This is a genomic window from Niallia taxi, assembly GCF_004005475.1.
In the GTDB taxonomy this organism is placed as follows: domain Bacteria; phylum Bacillota; class Bacilli; order Bacillales; family Cytobacillaceae; genus Niallia; species Niallia taxi.
On the sequence record NZ_RZTZ01000020.1, the window covers coordinates 1 to 18,318 of the forward strand.

At 31.5% G+C, this 18,318-nt stretch carries 15 protein-coding genes; all 15 read left to right on the plus strand.

The features are described 5' to 3' along the window. The first annotated feature begins 1,600 nt into the window (after nt 1–1,600). The 15 genes from EM808_RS25640 (at nt 1,601) to EM808_RS25710 (ending at nt 18,306) form a co-directional block, all read left to right on the plus strand. A complete protein-coding gene (locus EM808_RS25640) occupies nt 1,601–2,815 on the plus strand; it encodes a replication initiation protein (RefSeq protein WP_127742225.1) in 1,215 nt (404 codons plus the stop codon). Between the two features lie 629 nt (nt 2,816–3,444). Continuing rightward, entirely contained in the window at nt 3,445–3,888 is a 444-nt protein-coding gene (locus EM808_RS25645; protein WP_127742227.1) for a CPBP family intramembrane glutamic endopeptidase, read from the plus strand. Between the two features lie 586 nt (nt 3,889–4,474). Then, a complete protein-coding gene (locus EM808_RS25650; RefSeq protein WP_164849799.1) occupies nt 4,475–4,744 on the plus strand; it encodes a hypothetical protein in 270 nt (89 codons plus the stop codon). A 451-nt stretch (nt 4,745–5,195) separates the two neighbouring features. Next, on the plus strand, nt 5,196–5,432 hold the full coding sequence (locus EM808_RS25655) for a hypothetical protein (RefSeq protein ID WP_127742229.1): 237 nt from the start codon (nt 5,196–5,198) through the stop codon (nt 5,430–5,432). Nucleotides 5,433–5,566: 134 nt separating this feature from the next. Beyond that, nucleotides 5,567–8,185 carry a hypothetical protein gene (locus EM808_RS25660; RefSeq protein WP_127742231.1) on the plus strand — a complete coding sequence of 873 codons (2,619 nt, stop codon included), beginning with the start codon at nt 5,567–5,569 and terminating at the stop codon, nt 8,183–8,185. 243 nt (nt 8,186–8,428) lie between these two features. Next, nucleotides 8,429–8,611, plus strand: coding sequence for a hypothetical protein (locus EM808_RS25665; RefSeq protein WP_127742233.1), 183 nt, complete (start codon nt 8,429–8,431; stop codon nt 8,609–8,611). A 62-nt stretch (nt 8,612–8,673) separates the two neighbouring features. After that, the gene (locus tag EM808_RS25670; RefSeq protein WP_127742235.1) at nt 8,674–9,060 is read left to right on the plus strand and encodes a hypothetical protein; all 387 of its coding nucleotides are present in this window, start codon (nt 8,674–8,676) and stop codon (nt 9,058–9,060) included. A gap of 15 nt (nt 9,061–9,075) precedes the next feature. Beyond that, the gene (locus tag EM808_RS25675; protein ID WP_235856715.1) at nt 9,076–10,353 is read left to right on the plus strand and encodes a CpaF/VirB11 family protein; all 1,278 of its coding nucleotides are present in this window, start codon (nt 9,076–9,078) and stop codon (nt 10,351–10,353) included. A 94-nt stretch (nt 10,354–10,447) separates the two neighbouring features. Further along, nucleotides 10,448–11,287: a hypothetical protein gene (locus tag EM808_RS25680; protein WP_235856716.1), complete on the plus strand. Its 840-nt coding sequence runs from the start codon at nt 10,448–10,450 to the stop codon at nt 11,285–11,287. After that, the gene (locus EM808_RS25685; protein ID WP_127742240.1) at nt 11,284–12,027 is read left to right on the plus strand and encodes a hypothetical protein; all 744 of its coding nucleotides are present in this window, start codon (nt 11,284–11,286) and stop codon (nt 12,025–12,027) included. Before EM808_RS25680 ends, EM808_RS25685 begins: the two co-directional genes overlap by 4 nt. Before the next feature lie 13 nt (nt 12,028–12,040). Further along, a complete protein-coding gene (locus EM808_RS25690) occupies nt 12,041–12,406 on the plus strand; it encodes a DUF4320 family protein (RefSeq protein ID WP_127742242.1) in 366 nt (121 codons plus the stop codon). Nucleotides 12,407–12,587: 181 nt separating this feature from the next. Continuing rightward, on the plus strand, nt 12,588–12,806 hold the full coding sequence (locus tag EM808_RS25695) for a DUF5415 family protein (RefSeq protein ID WP_127742244.1): 219 nt from the start codon (nt 12,588–12,590) through the stop codon (nt 12,804–12,806). A gap of 63 nt (nt 12,807–12,869) precedes the next feature. Then, nucleotides 12,870–13,139: a TrbC/VirB2 family protein gene (locus EM808_RS25700; protein WP_127742246.1), complete on the plus strand. Its 270-nt coding sequence runs from the start codon at nt 12,870–12,872 to the stop codon at nt 13,137–13,139. Nucleotides 13,140–13,209: 70 nt separating this feature from the next. Next, nucleotides 13,210–15,606, plus strand: a complete 2,397-nt coding sequence (locus EM808_RS25705; RefSeq protein WP_127742248.1) for a hypothetical protein — start codon at nt 13,210–13,212, stop codon at nt 15,604–15,606. Between the two features lie 63 nt (nt 15,607–15,669). Continuing rightward, nucleotides 15,670–18,306, plus strand: coding sequence for a VirD4-like conjugal transfer protein, CD1115 family (locus EM808_RS25710; RefSeq protein WP_127742250.1), 2,637 nt, complete (start codon nt 15,670–15,672; stop codon nt 18,304–18,306). Nucleotides 18,307–18,318 lie beyond the last annotated feature (12 nt).

Here is an 18,318-nt window from a genome sequence, read left to right on the forward strand (position 1 = left end):
TTCTTTAATCATAAAAAATTCCCCTCTTGTCTTCACGAACCATAGCTCCTCTCAACAAACTATGGTTCTATTTTAGATGGGGAATTTTATTCCGGCTATATTGAGGATTTTAACATCGGCTTTAACAGATGATTATACTAAGTCAAAAATATTAGTAGGAAAACGGCAGAGAAAATTAAAATAATTAATACAAACAACTTACCTTTTTATTGTTGTTTTAATGTTTTAATATATTGTTTTATATTTTTTTATTGTTTTAATTGTTTTATGATGTCGAAAAGCATAGAATTACCAAGGCTTCATGGAGTTAAAGTATCACTAATTTAGCGTAAACCATCACCAATATAGCGTAAGGTATCACTAATTTAGCGTAAACCATCACCGATATGGCGTCAAAGTATCACTAATTTAGCGTAAACCATCACTAATATAGCGTCAAAGTATCACTAATTTAGCGTAAACCATCACCGATATAGCGCCAAAGTATCACTAATTTAGCGTAAACCATCACCAATATAGCGTTAAAGTATCACTAATTTAGCGTAAACCATCACCGATATAGCGTTAAAGTATCACTAATTTAGCGTAAACCATCACCGATATAGCGTTAAAGTATCACTAATTTAGCGTAAACCATCACCAATATAGCGTCAAAGTATCACTAATTTAGCGTAAACCATTACCAATATGGCGTTAAAGTATCACCAATTTAGCGTGAATCATTACCAGTATGGCGCCAAATATCACTAATTTAGCGTGAGCTATCATTAATATGGTATTAAAGTATCACTAATTTAGCGTGAGTCATACTCAAAGGCGTTATATTATCACTAATTTTGTTTGAGCTATCCCAAAGGGCGTTAAAGTATCACTAATTTTGTGTTCAAACACCGATATGGGGTTATTACTATCACTAATTTAGCGTAGACATTAAAAAATACCTTTGAAGTATCACTAATCTTGCGAGTATCCATACATAATTAATGAAAAATCACTAATTTATTTACAAAACTTCACGAAGTTAAGATTATTTCTCTTAAAGGGATTTATGAAGGTTAGTTGTTTACAAATTACTAGAAAAAGGTGATAAAAGAATTATTAACTATCACTTATTTTGTGAAAAATGTCGAATTTGGCAAGGAAATTAAAAGAAAAGAACAGGAAATGATAAATAAATATAGAAATATGTCTAAAGAAATCAAATAAATTTAAAGGCTTATGAAATAAAAGGAACTTATTCTTGAAGTGTTTGATTTTTATTAATTTGAATATACCGGGAACTATCACTAAATTGGCGTTAGTTTTATGATGAAGTATCACTAATTTTGCGTATAAAGAAATAAAAATCAGGTTTTAACATATATTAATGAAAATTGTTCTTAACCATCACTAATTTAGCGATAAATGTACCGAATATATTTGGGATACGCAAAATTGGTGACAGTTTAAGGTTTAAAAATACACTTTTATAATTTTCTGTGCAAAATTAGTGATATTATTAAGAATACCTGAGATTTGTAGATGCTTTTATTTACAATACTATCACCCTATGTTATTTTTAGTGATAGTATACATATAGAATTTGGAGGATCGTATTCGTATGGATAATTCAATAATTGAGATGGGAAATGAACTCGATAGTATCAATACGAAAAACTGGGTAACCAAATCGAATGAGTTAATTGAAAGTACATATAAATTATCTTTGCAAGAACAACGCATTCTTTTAGTTATGGCTTCTAAAGTGCAACCTAGTGATGAAACGTTAAAAACCTATCGGTTTAGAGCAAGAGATTTTATAGAGATTATAGGAAACTCAAAAAAAACAGGTTTTTATTCTTATCTTAGAGAGATTGTAAACGGACTTCAAACTAAGGTCCTGACTATAAAAAAAGATGGTAAACAAAGAAACTATAGCTGGGTAATTACATCTATATATGAGGATAATGAAGGATATATTACACTTCAATTCCATCCGGAGTTAAAGGGCTTTTTTTTAGAATTAAAAGACAAGTTTACCTCTTATCAACTAGAAAATGTTGTTCGTCTAAATTCCGTTTATTCTATAAGGATTTATGAACTTCTTAAACAATATGAGCGAATTAGAAAAAGAAAACTAACGTTAATGGAATTGCGGACGTTTTTAGGTATAGAACCTACTAAGTATAAGCAATATGGACATTTAAAGAGTAAGGTTTTATTAGTGGCTCAAAAGGAGGTTAATAATAATACCGATATTAATTTTGAGTTTAATGAGATTAAAACCGGGCGAAAAGTAACCAGTATTGAATTTATCATTAGAAGTAATATCCATCATATAGAGGAAGCAGTTCCTGATGACGTTGACTTGGAAGAGGAAGAACAATTACTATTATTTGATGATTTGCAGACACAGTTATCTAATTTAGGAGTAACAGTTGAGAAGATAAATTGGTTAATTAGTGAATTTCCAGAAGATCAAATTAGAAGAAATATTGATTATGTCCAAGCTCGAAAGGGAATTAGTAGAAAAGCTGGTTACACTGTAAAGGCAATTCAATTAGATTATGCTCTGTCCACTGAAAAGGAATGTTCAGATAAAATTTTACTTGATCCTGTAGAAGAAGCAGTGCGTCAATTTATAAACGAAAATGTACCTAAGAAGAAAGTAAAACGAGTTGAGCATTTGCCAATATATATGTTAAGACAGCCTGCTATTAATTTCTTCAGTAAATATGTTTCCGAAGAAGAAGCAACAATGATTTGGGAGTTGCGACAAGAAGAGATTTATAATGAAATTAGTAAAAAAAGTAAAAATATGATGAGTAATAAATAATCATATTAACAATATCTGTTGAAAAACACCATGCTAATTCTATAAGCAGGGTGTTTTTTTATGTCATTTGTTTTTTGCAAAAATAAAATACATAAGTTTGCAAGTTTATAATACAGACTATTGCAATGAAAAGTGCAAAGCTATAAAGGATTTGACATGGAGCCTCTAGGGCCAAGTCCAAGAGCCTCAAAAGCCAGATATAACAAGTATCTGGATCTGCCAAGATAGGCTATAACACAAGCGCCTCTCCATGTGAAATCGTGGGTAAATCACTGTGTATTTTTGCTTGCAACTTTCTGTAATGATTCTTTGCTACACTTTACACTATAATTTTGCATTAAACATTTTTTCAGAGAATAATATACATTTTTTTTTGTAAGGTTTGTTCATACTACTTTATATTTACAATTATTATAAAGATGAGGAGGTATGTTAAGGTTTTTATTAATTTAAAAAAAAGTAATTCTACGCATTCAATTTTCTTATTATTTAAATAAATATCAATTAGGGAAGAATACATCATTTTGACAACATAAGATAAAAATAATATAAATATTCTATGTTCTGGTAAATACTTTTACAATCCAGGAAATAAAGATAAATAAATAGTGAAATATTGGGGATTAAACATGAAATTATCAAAAAGGAAATATAAGCTATATATAACTTTTAAAGGATTAGCAGTTCTTCTTCTTCTTGGGAGTTTATTAGCTATAATTAAAGGTTTTATACCCATTGAACCTACATCAAATATTTCCCATATAAATAAAGAGCTAGGTAGTAACTACTTAAAGATATTAAATACTTTTCTAATAATACCTATTGTAGAAGAATGGATATTCAGAAAATTTATTCCAGAAATTTTTCAAGATATAGTGGGAAGAAAGAAAATAATAATATTCTCCAATTTGCTTTTTTCATTTCTTCATTTTGACTGGTTTTTTCTTTCCTACTTTATGAATGGTTTAATTTACTCATGGGCATATGCAAAAACAAACGATTTAAAGATCCCTATAATAATTCACAGTATTTGGAATATAAATGTTTATTTAATATCGATAAATTTACTGTAATTCTAGACGAAATAAATACAGAAGAAAAGTGTTTGGTACTTAAATGTTAAGCAAAGAGTAGGTGAAGAATACAGAATTTCACTAAATAGTTTGGAGTATAAAAAGTGCTCAGGGAATGATTTATAATAATAGAAAAATGTTCCCTTCTTTTGAGGAAAACATAGTGTTTGGCACCTACAAATTTTAAACTTAGGAGATTTAAAAACGTTTATGGTAAAAAATACCCATAATTATTATAGGTAAATAGTATTGACCGCTCTATAATATCCGTGTAATATTTAGGTCGAAAGAAGATATCGTGTAAAATAAATACATTTTATACAATTTGTAGTAATTATTAGTTACCTGATGCTACTGTTAACCTCTCTATTATAAAATAGCAATCGCCACATGAATTAATTGGAATTATTATTAAGTGTTACAAATTTCTTTAAAATATTATTAATTATACTTTTTTAGAAATAGAGTTTCGTAAAATGATTTTCTTAATTAAGGTGTTTGTTTTTGAGAAGGCAGTAGTCCAGGTGGGCTACTGCCTTCTTTTTTTTCTATATAAAATTTAATTAAAAGAAAGGAGGAAACTATTATGGCAGAAAAGTTATATGTCGGGTGGACTGAATATGATGTGAAAGAAAAAACATGGCAGTTACTAACAACAGACGGTTCAACCTATGTTAAGGTAGATTTTAAAGGTAATTTTATTAATACAGCGACTAAAAGAATGGTACCACTTTATAAAATCTATGATCAGATTAGGAATTGTACTGATTCAGAAGGAATGATTATAGCAAAAAGGAAACGTTATGGAACACCCTTATTACCAATGAAACATAGAAAAAAAGCAAGAATTGGATAATATGCCTTTAAATAACATGTATATATTTTTAATATGCAAATAATGGTTTTAAGAAACTGATTTTATTTTGCATTGTTCCTTGAAAACTTTATATAGTTGACGTACTGCACTTGTCCCTTTGCAAGTGTCACCTGGTTGGTTGCCAGGGGTATAAGGTTATAAGACGTAAGAAGGTGTCTTTATTTTTAACATAGTTTAAATAATGTTAAAGGTTTCTGATTATCCGAAATCAGAATCAATTAAGTACTTTGCGATGACCATAGAACAGCAAACCACTGTTTGATAATTGAAGCAAAGTGTATTTGCCAAGATCCTTATTTATAAGGGGAGCAATTTACTTAATAAGGTGGCAACTCAAGGCCTTAATCGTTGCATTAAACAAAGACATAATTTGTATACTAAAAAAATATACACACTTAATGGGCAAAGCTACAGAAAAAAGGTGAACTGAATGAAAAAGAGTCTTTGGACTAGTGAAATAAGATTTATCTCTGGTAACAAAGAAGTTTTGGAATTTGCTGATGAAGAAAAAGCTATTCAGTTTTACAACATACTTTTATCTACTCAAAAAGGAGACTTCGTTAGTATCTTTTTAGATACGGGTCTAACAGAAACATTAATCAATATTAACAATATTGAAACGATTACGAAACCGAAAAAAATGATGGATATATCCACTTTAATATAATTTAATCAGTCAACTACTATTATCAAAAGAGCTATCATTTCATGTATAGCTCTTTTTTATTTTTTTTAAGGAGGGGAGGCTTACAGTACTATATTTTATCGAGTAAGATTATTAAGGAAAAGGAAGATAAAATTGTGATGAAATTTAGCTTTAAATCTATGCTTTCCCTTTTTATAGTCCTTATCGCTGCAGCTGGACTAATGAAAGAGAAGGAACTTTCTGCAGCAACCCTTCAAAATTTAAAAGATTCTACTATAGCAACAGTCGTAAATCAAAATACGGAAATTAGCAGTAAATATAGATTCTATCCGGAATTTACTAGTGAGACTACTGTAGAAACATTCGGATCTGGGTGGTCTAAGAAATTCTCCAATGATGCAGCTGATGAATCAGCAGCTTATTTGGCTTTTGTTCCGAAAAGTGATTCACAAAAAGGGAAGCAAGGAATTATTTATAAAAACGTGGGTTTATTTGAAGGAAAAGTAATGGATTTAAAGATAACCGTGTTGGATTGGGATAGTTTAAAAGAATCTCCTGCTAATATTGGTTATCGAATGAATAATATTGGACATATTACGCAAGGATACAGATCGGTTAAACAAAAATGGGAATTTATTGATCATGAAAATGGAACAGCAATTAAGGTACATGGTTATTTAACTGTTAACGATATTGATGCTGTACAAGGTGTATCGTTCACTGATACTCAAATAAACAAATTTGATAACTTGTATGTTACAAATGATGATTGGTTGAAATACGAACATAGTAATGGACAATATACTATTTTTGAAAGTGTAAATGGTGGAGCTACTAATTATGATAAGTTTGCCAGTTTTACTATTACTTTCTCGAATCAATCCGAGTTAACTTTTGAATGGAAGAAAATGTACGACTATAGTCCTTCTAAGACAAGGCCTACTCCTTCTTATGAAACAGAATTTATTTCACCTGGTCAGTATTTTTCCATTACTGGAACAAAATTAGCGAGAACAGAAGCTATGGCACTAGAAAAGTATATTAATACAACAAGTACTAGTGAGATGAAATTAGAACAAGAGAATGTTTTAACTTCCTATAAACAGAATTTTTCCTATGAATTAATAAATCAGGTACATGATGAATACCCAGAATTCTACTTTAGCAACTATCAAATAAAAGATGTGGTTCCTAAAGGATTAAAGATTGAGTCCATTAATATTTATGACAAGGACCAAAAGGATGTAAGTAGTTTATTTGATGCTAAAAATAGTGGTAATACAGTATTATTACAAGCAAAATCAACTTCTTTAGAAAAGAGCTCTTTTTATGGAAACACCTATAGAGTAGAAATCAAAGTAGTTCCAGTAAGTTTAAATGAATTAAATAAATTGGCAGAAAACGATGTGATTGAGTGGAAAAACACCGCAAGCAATAAGATTAATGGTGTAACAAGGAATTCTAATACCACTACAACTAAACTGTATCGAAGAAATGTTACCGAAAATCATATGGACAAAACAGAAGGTAAAACCATTGTAACCAACAGTAATAAAATGTTTGATGGTGAATCTTATTCTTATATTCCTAAAATGGATTTGACTTATAAATGGAACAATACTGCTTACCCTTACTCTCCAGAAAGTACGGATAAACAGGAAGGTACGATAAAAGGAAAAGATATTACGGTTAATTTTGAGTACACCCATCCAATTATTAATTTAGGATTTAAGAAGATTCAGATATATACAGATAAATCCGATAAAGGATTACCTGTAAAGCTTCAGTATGCTGTTGGTTTATTAGGTAATTCCGAAGGGTGGGACACTAAAAAAGTAGACATCATAATTAATAATAAGGATACAAATAAACAGGTGGTAAATGAAACTTTTACCGTTAATGAACTAAAGAATACAGTGGAACTTAAAATACCTACCAGTACTTTAAAAGTGGATGATAAAGCTAATTATGAGGCTCAAATTCTTCCAAAAGATAAGGGTAATGTATTTATCCAGGAAGAGAAAGAAAAAATTAGCACAATTGGATATACTTCTTCAGAAGAGCAATTGAATATGAAAGCTGCCGATGTGGAAACGACTATTTATAGAGGGGTAATTATGACAGAAAGGGAAATTGGAGAAGAAATAAAAAAATACTATGAAACCTTAACGTTACCTACTTTAAAGCATGATCCAGTTAAAAGTGGTTATGGAATAGATCTGACCAAACAGATCACATATAAGAATGATTTGAAGATGTTGCTAAATCTAATTAAATCCCAATATATCGTTGATAATCGGTTAATTGATTCTTATGTAGATTACCCACAAAAAGATAATAAAGCCAATATAAATGCTGTAACACAGTCTATAAAAATTAATGATGATACTCTGCAACAGGTAGTAACTCTTCCGAAAGTATACATTGAAGAAAAAACAGGTGCTGTTTTCTCTGAAGGACAGAAACTAGCTAGTGATGCTCGTATTCAATATAAACTTAAAAACGGTGGCAATAAACTTTATGTGCCAATTTGGCTAGACAAATTAGGGGAGTATGACATTCAATTTAGCAGTTTGGAACAAATAGGAGTTAACCAAGTATCTTTTCATATACAGGATTCTATTACTGTTAATGCCTATATGTATGGAACTATTGGTTCGGATACGATTAACAAGGATGAAATACTTATTGAGCCAGTAGATCCAGAAAATCCTTATCCAGATGGACTGCCAAAAGGTTGGACAGAAGATGATCTATCCTGGTTCATTGAATAATTATCATTAATGAAATGAAAATGCTTGATACGAATTTTGCAATATAGACACTAGGTATAGTTAAATAATTTAGCTCCTTGACAAAGTGACGTTAGATTAAAATGTAGTAAAAGAAACGTATAAATAGGTGTAACTCGTTTAGTTTGAATCTATAAAAAGTGTTCATAAGTTTCACCCTAGGAATGTATGAAAATACATTCCTTTTTTAATTCAAAAAAATATAGATGAAGGTAGGAAAATATTATGTTAGAAACGAATACAGATCGCTTTTGGTGGATGATTGGTGCACTCTCTGTTGGAGGAGCAGTTTTTGCCGTACTTAAATTGAAATATCCAGAGTTACTTGATAAAGGTATTGAAAATTTACTTGGCTCTTTCCCTAATATTGCAGGGGTTGCTTCAGGTTTATTAAATTTATTCAGTTAAAGTATAAGGAGTATACAACAGAATAGCTGGACTTCTTCTTAATTAGAAAGGATTACAAATAAATGCTAAGAGATCTTCCTTTTACTCTGTGGTTAATGCTTATGGGGATATTATTAATAATTGTAACAGGCATTTATTACCAAACTAACTTTAAGCAAGACTCAATTGTGCTGAGTCTAACGGAAACGATAAGAACAACTGCTATCCATAATGCAGATAATAGTTCGCGAATTAAGCCTGGAGAACTTTATATTTCTATCCAGGAATTTGAAAAGGACTTTGAAGAGAGAATGTCTGTAAATAATAATGTGAAAATTAGTGATGCGGCAACCTATAAATTTGAGTATTTAAAAAATGGAAATGGTGCCATAAAAGCTATTAAGGTACTTATTATAGATGGTACGATGAAATATCAAGCAACTGCTAAAGTAACTATTTCAGAATCATAAATAGGAGGCGATAGGTTGATAGAGAATAGGCTAAAAGTAAAAACCCCGTGGATAAAGCCAGAAATTCTAAAAAATATACAAGAATCATTAATTCAATCCCATGCAGAACTAATTGTAAGAGGACTCTTAGATCCTGCTGCAAGGGATGAATTAAAACAAGTTGTTATGAAGGAACATCCATATGAGGTAAGAGGAAATGAAGATATTGTAGAATATATCGTCCAAGAAACGGTCGGTACAGGAATTATTGAAGAAATTATAAGAGACGAGACTGTTACGGATATTGGCTATAATGGTACAGATTTAATTATTGAAACGAATGATAAAAAAATGAAGTATACAGGGAACCGGGAGATAACAGAAGAGTATATCATTAGGATTATACAAAAATTCGCAAATGCAAATGGGAAAGACTTCACCCCTAAAAATCCAATTTTAGATGGTAAATTCGGCAATATACGTATTAATGCGGTACATGGCCAAATTAGTACAGCAGGAACTACAATGAGCCTTAGAGTAGTTCGTCCCCAACTAGCTTTAAGGGAAGATAACTTTGTTGATTTTGCTCCAGAATTTATGTATGCGGTCTTTGAAAGTGTTATAAAACTGAGGACAAATATTGTTATTAGTGGGGAAACTGGTACAGGGAAAACAGAGTTCCAAAAACTATTAGCTTCATTTATAGATTTTAAACACAAAATTGTACTAATTGAAGATACACCGGAAACATTTTTAAAAGAAATGTTCCCAGATAAAGATATTCTATCCTGGTTGACTAGTGCAGATATAACGATTACGGATTTAGTTAAAGCGGCATTACGTAATAATCCTAGATGGATATTAGTTTCGGAAACCCGGGGTCAAGAAGCATACGAAATGATACAAGCCGTTTTGTCTGGCCACCATATTGTTACTTCCTTACATGCTATCAACGCTAGAGCTATTCCTAAAAGACTAATAAACATGGCTAAAATGGGATATACCGTATCAGAGGAAGCATTAGAAGGAGACATCAGAAGATACTTTGATTTTGGAGTCCATATTAAACGAGTAGAGTATCAGAATCAGATTATACGATATTTGGATGAAGTGGTAGAGTTTAGTGAAGATAAAGACCAAACAATATTTCAACAACAATTTAAAGATGGTTACTTCACCTGTAAAACAGGTAGCATTTCTAACGAACTAAAAGATCTATTATCTGAAAAAGGAATAAAGCTTGAATTTCCTGAAAATCAAACATTTACCCGTCCTGTTAGTTTTCTAAAACAAACAAAAAATATAGACCATTAATTATTGGGAATTTTTTTCAGCTATTATAAGTTAATTATAGTATTCTTACTCTCCAACTCTTAGTTTCTGGGAGGAAAAAAGCAGGTGTTTATTAGTGAAAGTTAATAAAAATGTGAGAAAGTTAAATACTCGAAAAAAACGTGTTTTAAATGTTAATGAATTAAATGCTTATAAAGTGGCATACGGAAAGCCCTTAAAAACAAAAGATTTTGTTTCCTATGTTGGAATGCCAGCTTTACTATTTGCTGGTTTTACATTCTTGTTACTTTATTATTGGTGGCTTTCTATCTTTATGGCTATTACAGGTGCCTTATATGGAATGAAAGTACTTTTACCTAAAAGTGTGGAAAAGGTTTATCAGTATCAATCCTTCGCTCAGAGAAATAAATTTATTAACAACATAACGCAGATATTAACGGATGATGGTAAAACAGTGACGATGGCTTTGGAAATAACTAATACCAGAGCAGAAGGGGAATTTCAAAAGGATATTAATGAACTTCAAGCTAGGTTAATTGGTGCAGATAATACCATGATTAATAAGGCTTTTACGTCAATGGAAAATAAATATCAAGATGATGTTATCTTTGCTCAATTTTTAGAGCAATTAGAAACAGCGATGCTAGAAGGACGAACAAATATAGATACGTTAAAAGATATCAAAACATACCATAACGATATGAAAAAGAAACAGAGTGAATATCAAAACAAGAAAAACGGGCATCTAACAGATGTGAAGATGCTGGGAGTTGTTGTTGTCATATTCCTTTTAGCTGTTTCTTATTCTTTTGGGATTAGTACGTATATTAATGACTTCGCACGACAACCAATAGGTTGGGTCACTTGTGGAGTATATATGCTTTTAATGGGACAGTTCTTTCGTAAGTTTTCTTTCTTCCTTTTTGATGACTCTGTTTTGGAGGTATCTCTATGAGAATAATAAAACAAACAACTAAAAGGAAGAAGTTTTATAGAGCATTGGCTGAAAAGGATCTATATCCCATGCTATTAGAGATGGGGAATAGCAAAAGGAATATTGATGCATTTCAAAAGAAAAGACTACTACAGTCATTATTTTTAATGGCTATATTCCTCTTTTTTAGCACCCTACTTACTCAATGGCTTTACCTTGTAATGGTTGTAGGGGCTTTTTTATTTTATAAAATACAGTACAAAAATATTCGTTCCAAATATACAACATGGAGATTCCAAAGACATTTGCAGTTCTCCCAATTTACCAGGCTACTAATACCTTATTTAAAACAAAGTAAAGGACAAGTTTCCTTGTATTCGATTTTCAGTAAGTTAATGCAGCGTTTAGATGATGAGCAGGATAGAAGTTCTCTTTATAGGTTAATGAGTGAAATGAGTAGTAGACCTAACGATATACAACCGTTTATCGATTATGCCAATAGATCCAGTGGAACAGATATGTCAGTCCTTTTTATGAGTACGATCTTTGACTTTCAACAGAGTACTTTTGATACTTCCGTAATTGATGAATTAGGAAGAATATCTAGTGAAGAACTCATTAGTGGAATTGATGAGATCATTACATTTAAATTGAAACGATTTATCTTCTTTCCAACTAAAATTGTAATGTCATCATTCGTTATTGTTCTTGGTTTCGCAATAGCTATGCTAATTGCTAACCTTTCAACTATCAATTTATAAAGGAGGAAGTTACATGTTAGAGGGGGCAGTAATGGAATTTTGGAAATGGATGCTAACCATTGTATTACTGATGACTTTCGTTTCTTTCGCAATGTTATGTATTGATCTTGGAAACATTAACTCTTTCAAACAACAAGTTAATTATCAAATAGAAAGATATGGCGGTCTTACAGAAACAGCAGTAGCTAATCTTAATGAATACTCCCAATCATATTATCAAGGTGACTTTATTATTGAAAGTGGTCAATTAAATGAAAAGGTTTCATTTGGCGATACGGTAGATTACAACGTAAAGGGCACTTTTGATATCAAAATTTTCCCTATCATACCAGATGTACATTTAAGTGTTAAAGGAACGGGTGTTTCCCAGGTTCGTTAAAGGAATAGGTGAAGAAATATGTTAGAAAATAATATGTTTCGCATAATGATGTTCATTGTTGGCATCTTGGCTTTAGGCGGTACTTTTTATTATTTAAACCAACATTACGGAGAATATAAGGAGATAATGAATCAGTTTTCTTCTTATAGACTAAAAAAATTTTAATAATGAGGTATGAAACATGGCAGGAAGAAAAAAAGAGAATCCAGTAGAGAAAGCTGCTGAAAAGATCTTAAGAAATAGGAATATCGATTTCAATGAATGGAAGAAAGATATTATTACTAAAAAGAAAATCGCTGTAATGTCAGATGAAGATAAAGAGTGGACAGAACGAACTATCCAAGAAGCTGCATTGCAGCTCATTATTCAAGAAACGTTAGAAGAAGAATCTTATAGATAGGGAAATAATTTTCCCTATTAATATATGCTTTGCAAATCTAAGAAAATGAAAGAAGGCTTTAACATGAAATTAAAAGAAACTGCTCAAAACCTAGCTTATAACGATATTTTTGATAGTGTATCAGGGTCATTAGAAAATTTCACTGGTAAGCTGCAAGGTATAGGCCTTGTCACGATTGTTACTTGTCTAGCTATTATTGGTTTTATGTTTATGTTTGGTGAAGGACCAAGTCGAACTGCAAAAAAATGGTTGTTTTATGTAATTGCAGGAGCATTTTTACTCTTTGGAGCAGCTACATTAGGGAGCACAATAAAAGATACAGCAGGTTTTTAATAATAGTTGGTTTGTAGGGAGATGATTCAAAATCTCCCTTTTTAATTTGTAGGCGAAAGGAGCTTATATAATGTATAAAATAACATTTAGATTATTGGATAAAAAAATTACTCGCTCGATTAAAGCTCTTAAAAGTAAGAATGGGTATGCTCTTCCTGAAGCGGATAGATTATTAAAAGAAATGCAAAAAGTGATTCATAAAGAGATGAAGATTACTATTGTCGTTCATGACCTTGATAATGAAATAGAATATACCTTTGAACAAAAAGCGATTACTCCGACTGGAAAAGAGCCAAACTTAATGGAAATTTTAAAGGATGATATCATTGCTTCTGGTCATGAAGATGCACAAAAATTAATTAGCGACTTAGAAAAACAATATCATATAGAGCGGATAGCTGAAAGAGAAAATGCTGGTAAAGAAAAGAGTCGTACAGCCAAGGGAAGTAAAAAAGGTCTTTTTAGTATATTAAAGAAACAAGAAGGCACACAAGTGACTTCAGAAGGATTTGCTGATCTCAATCGTGAAGACATCTACACTTCAAGTACAGATAACAAAGAATTCAATGAAGATGATTTTGCTGATATGAATGATCTTTCTAATGAATCGTATACAGAAGAAAAGAACCTGTGGGCAGATTTTGAGGAAGAAACAGAATACGTATCTGAAAGTATTAATACAAATGCTTTTGTTCAATTTGGATCTAATGAAAGTACTGAAGAAGAATTCTCTTTAAATAATGCTGAAATTCAGGGATACATTCCATCTGATTATACTAATTTTGAAACGGAACAGGTTGATAATTTAGAACAAGTAGTGATTTATGATGAATACGCAGAAGTTGAATCCATACCTGGCATTAAAAAAAATAACAATGCCAAATTAAAACATGAACAAGTTATTTTCCCAATTTATGATACGTTTATCGATATGTCTTCTACTAAGAGTGTAGTAGATCGAAATAAAGCACGATTGGATAATGAAAATTTACTTAAGTTTTTGGGGTTAAATAAACTCAATGACAGCACTATTCCAGAATTAAATACAGTCATTTATGATTATGCTATAAATGCATTAAGTGATACAAAATTTGAGCTAATCCGAGACTACTTCCTAAATCAAGTAGAAACCATTAAAGATAAAGCTCAAACGGAATTATCGCAGGCATATGAACAGGCTATGTCACTTAATTACAGAGAAGCAGCTAAAGAACAAAACGGAGAAGAGTTACAATCTATTGGTCTGAAAAGTGAATCAGAATTTGAGAAATTCAGATTGGAACAAGATCAGGAATACATTAGTAAGTTAGAGAAATTTGAGTTGGAACAAGAAAAGGCATTAGAAGACTTTAAGCGAATGCAAGAAAATGAGAAGTCTACTTTTGTAAATGATTTATCTACAAAAAAAGATACAAGAATTGGCATATATAAAGATAATATGCAACTTCAACTTGAAAAAAAAATGAACGATTTCTTAGATGATAAGATGTTTGATTTGAAAAATGCTTCCGTTAATCAATTATCCGAAATGAAAAGAAGAATGATCCGGATCTTTGAGGAAGAACTAGATGGCAGAGTAGATGACACTTGGAATATGATGCAAAATTCACTGAAAGAATTAAAAGATGACATTCAAAACAGAATATCTAATTGGACCATTGAACTATCCAGAAAACGAAAATTAGAAGCGGAAGAACGCGAAGAGGAACGTAAACAAAAAGAATTAGAATTAGAAAGAGAACGAATTGAGGTTCAACGTCAGCAACTAAAAGCACTGCAAAATAGGCCTGAAAGGAACCAACACACCGGGATGAACGAAGAACTTTTCCTTAAAATGATTGATCGGTACAATGACTTGCTTGATAAAACGTTAGATTCAAAACAAGTAAATATGCCGGCTCAACCGGTATACAAGGAATCCGAACAGCCTGAAGTAATGGCAAATACACGTAAAAGAAAAAACCCATTACTAATCACTGGTATAGTAGGAGCACTTCTCTTATGTGGGGGTCTGTTCTTAGGGCAGGCAATAAGCGAATTAAATAGTAATCATGTAGTAAAAGCTAAAGCAACAACAAGTACTAATATAGAGCAGGAACCATCAGCTGAAGTCCAAAAACAAGAAGCAATAATAACTTTAGAAGAGCTATTACAAGAAAAAAATTATGATAAAGCAATGGCACTATATAAAGATGATGATAGCCTAGTAACTATTGAAGAAACCCTTTTTCAAAACAAGGATTTAGCTTCCTTAATGACGTTCAATAAAGCATTTGATGGGGATACAGTATACGGAAAAATTGATGAAGCGATTCTCTCCAAGAATGATCAAAAGGTAACAGATTTATATATAAAGATGTCCAAGCAAGAAAAAAGGAATTTAAGCAAGGAGAGAAAAGCTGACATAGCACTATCCCTTTATCAAAGGGAAGAGAATAAACTTGCAACAGAATTACTTAGCAAATAAAAGTAGTGTTTTTTTACAGTTAAAGAAACATTGTTTCATCGCAAGAAAAGGTGGGAAAGCATTATGGCTATAAAGAAAAGAAAGTACTTATCCCATAGCTATAACTATAAAGTGGATGGGGAGGAACTTCCCGAAAAAAACAGCAAAATAAATATAAAGACGTTGCTGGTTTCTATATCAGTAGCGCTTATTGCGTTTTTATTCCTTAATTTCGTTGTAGTAAGCTTTTCTAATGTAATGCAGAGTATAGCAAGCGTGGATAAGGAATCATCAACCACTTTCGATATATTTCAGATAGGGATAGAGGATGATATTCACTTAATGAATGCCTTCAGTACTCCATTGGATTGGAAAGTAAATTTTATGATATTGGCCGTGGATCTCCTTTTAGGAACTTTCGTTTATTCAAAAGTTAATTATAAGAGTGAAAAAGAAATTGCCTATGGACAAAAAGGGGATTCCAGATTTACGAAAACTATTGAGATTGAAGAACAATACAAAGGCATTCCAGAAAAGGAAAAAGAATTTGAAGGGATAGGTGGTATCCCTATATCCCATTATAAAGACAACTATTTTATTGATACGGATACAGTTAATACTTGTATTTTAGGGGTTTCTCGTTCGGGTAAAGGGGAAATCATTATTACTCCCATGATTGATATATTAAGCCGAGCAAAAGAAAAATCTAGTATGATATTAAATGATCCAAAAGGTGAACTTTATGCAGGAGCGAAGGATACATTAGAAAAGAGAGGTTATGATGTACAAGTTTTAAACTTACAAGATCCTCTGCAATCCATGAGTTATAACCCGTTAGAGTTAGTAAAAGAAGCCTGGCTGCAAGGAAATGAACAAGAAGCTGCTAAAATTGCAAATTCAATTACTTTCACCTTATATAATGATCCTAATGCTGGAGATAATAAATTTTTCAATAGTGGAGCACAAGCCGCCATAACTGCGATAATTCTAGCTTTAGTTGAGCATTGCGTAAATAACAACTGTCCTGAAAAAATTACTATGTCCAATGTTGCAGAAATGCTTAATGAGTTAGGTACTATGTTTTACAAGGAAAATGAAGATGATTTTGTAGAAAAAAACGCCTTAGATGAGTTCTTTACAAACTTGCCGCAAGGTCATGTTGCTAAGAAAAAATACGGCTCTACAAGCTTTGCAGGAGATAAAACAAGGGGTTCTATCCTGGCAACTGCAAACGATGGATTACAGCCTTTTATTGATCCATTATTCGCCAAAATGACTTCTAAGAATTCCATAGACTTAAAACAAATTGGATTTCCAAAAAGTTTAATTGGACAACTAGATAATTCTTTTATGAATAAACGAATTGATTTGTCTTTTCATAAAAATAATAAAGAAAAAACATTACTTGGTAGTTATCGAGTAAAAGTAAAAGCACAAGGAATGTACAGGTTAAACTTTAATGAACAGTTAGAGAAGGGAGATTTGGTCCTTATCAAGTATAAGGATGAGCACTCTTCCTATAAATTGATTTATGAATTGAAGTTTGAAAAGGAAATAGATGAAGATGGAAACATTGTTTATCAGAAAAAAGAGAATTGCGAACATCTTCCTGAATTAAGAAGGGAAGTTACCATAAACGAACGTGTCAATACGTTCCCTGAAGTAAAAAGAAAGCTTTCTATGAAGTATTCAGACAAGCCAACAGCTGTATTTATGATTATTCCAGATTATGATTCTTCTAACCATACGTTGGCATCTATCTTTACTAAACAGCTATATACCAATCTAGCAATGAATTGCGCGGATACAAAAGGGAAGAAATGTTTTACTAGAGTTCAGTTCTTAATGGATGAATTTGGCAACATGCCGCCAATCGATGATATGGACCAAGTACTAACCGTATGTTTAGGAAGAAATATTCTGTTTAATATCGTGCTCCAGTCTTACACGCAATTAAAAAGAAAATATGGAGAAGCAGCAGACACAATTAAAGAAAATTGCCAAAATCATATATATATTATGTCTACGAATGAAGAAACCATTGAAGAATTATCGAAAAAAGCAGGTCATACAACGCTAATTAATCAATCTTCTAATGAATCACATTTGGAAATGGATAATAAAATTACGAAAAGTGCAGATCAGCAGCGTATTATCACATTTGATCGCTTATCACAATTAATTGAAGGGGAAACATTGGTTATTCGTTCTTTACATAGACAAGATAATAACGGACAAAAGGTAAGACCTTATCCTATATTCAATACAAGAGAAACAAACATGCCGTATCGTTGGCAATTCCTAACACATTGGTTAGATACATCAAAGGATCTTAATGATATCGATATTGAGTCTGAACATTCTAATTTAGAATTAAGTGATTTAGATGTTAATTTTTCCGATTTTATTGTAAATCCAGGAGCAAAAAGCAAGTACATGAAAGCTAACCAACAGGCGAAAAAACAGAAGGAAGAAGTTAAGGAGATAGAAAAAAAGCCAACAGTTAGTGAAGAAGAGCTTGTAATAAGAGATTTGACCGGTTTAATTGCAACAGTGAAAAACCCTAATAATTATCACTTATTCATAAAAAAAATGATCGTGATTTATCGACAAAATGGTGCATTGCCTTCTAATGCCAAACTGCAAGAAATAGCCAGGTCATTAGAGGAAAAACAGCTAATCATAAAATTAAGAGAACTAATGGAAGTAAGGGAGAACTAATTTATTAGTTCT

Coding starts and splice junctions, on each gene's coding strand:
- EM808_RS25640 (WP_127742225.1), top strand. CDS start 1,601: ATGGATAATTCAATAATTGAGATGGGAAATGAACTCGATAGTATCAAT.
- EM808_RS25645 (WP_127742227.1), top strand. CDS start 3,445: ATGAAATTATCAAAAAGGAAATATAAGCTATATATAACTTTTAAAGGA.
- EM808_RS25650 (WP_164849799.1), top strand. CDS start 4,475: ATGGCAGAAAAGTTATATGTCGGGTGGACTGAATATGATGTGAAAGAA.
- EM808_RS25655 (WP_127742229.1), top strand. CDS start 5,196: ATGAAAAAGAGTCTTTGGACTAGTGAAATAAGATTTATCTCTGGTAAC.
- EM808_RS25665 (WP_127742233.1), top strand. CDS start 8,429: ATGTTAGAAACGAATACAGATCGCTTTTGGTGGATGATTGGTGCACTC.
- EM808_RS25670 (WP_127742235.1), top strand. CDS start 8,674: ATGCTAAGAGATCTTCCTTTTACTCTGTGGTTAATGCTTATGGGGATA.
- EM808_RS25685 (WP_127742240.1), top strand. CDS start 11,284: ATGAGAATAATAAAACAAACAACTAAAAGGAAGAAGTTTTATAGAGCA.
- EM808_RS25690 (WP_127742242.1), top strand. CDS start 12,041: ATGTTAGAGGGGGCAGTAATGGAATTTTGGAAATGGATGCTAACCATT.
- EM808_RS25695 (WP_127742244.1), top strand. CDS start 12,588: ATGGCAGGAAGAAAAAAAGAGAATCCAGTAGAGAAAGCTGCTGAAAAG.
- EM808_RS25700 (WP_127742246.1), top strand. CDS start 12,870: ATGAAATTAAAAGAAACTGCTCAAAACCTAGCTTATAACGATATTTTT.
- EM808_RS25705 (WP_127742248.1), top strand. CDS start 13,210: ATGTATAAAATAACATTTAGATTATTGGATAAAAAAATTACTCGCTCG.
- EM808_RS25710 (WP_127742250.1), top strand. CDS start 15,670: ATGGCTATAAAGAAAAGAAAGTACTTATCCCATAGCTATAACTATAAA.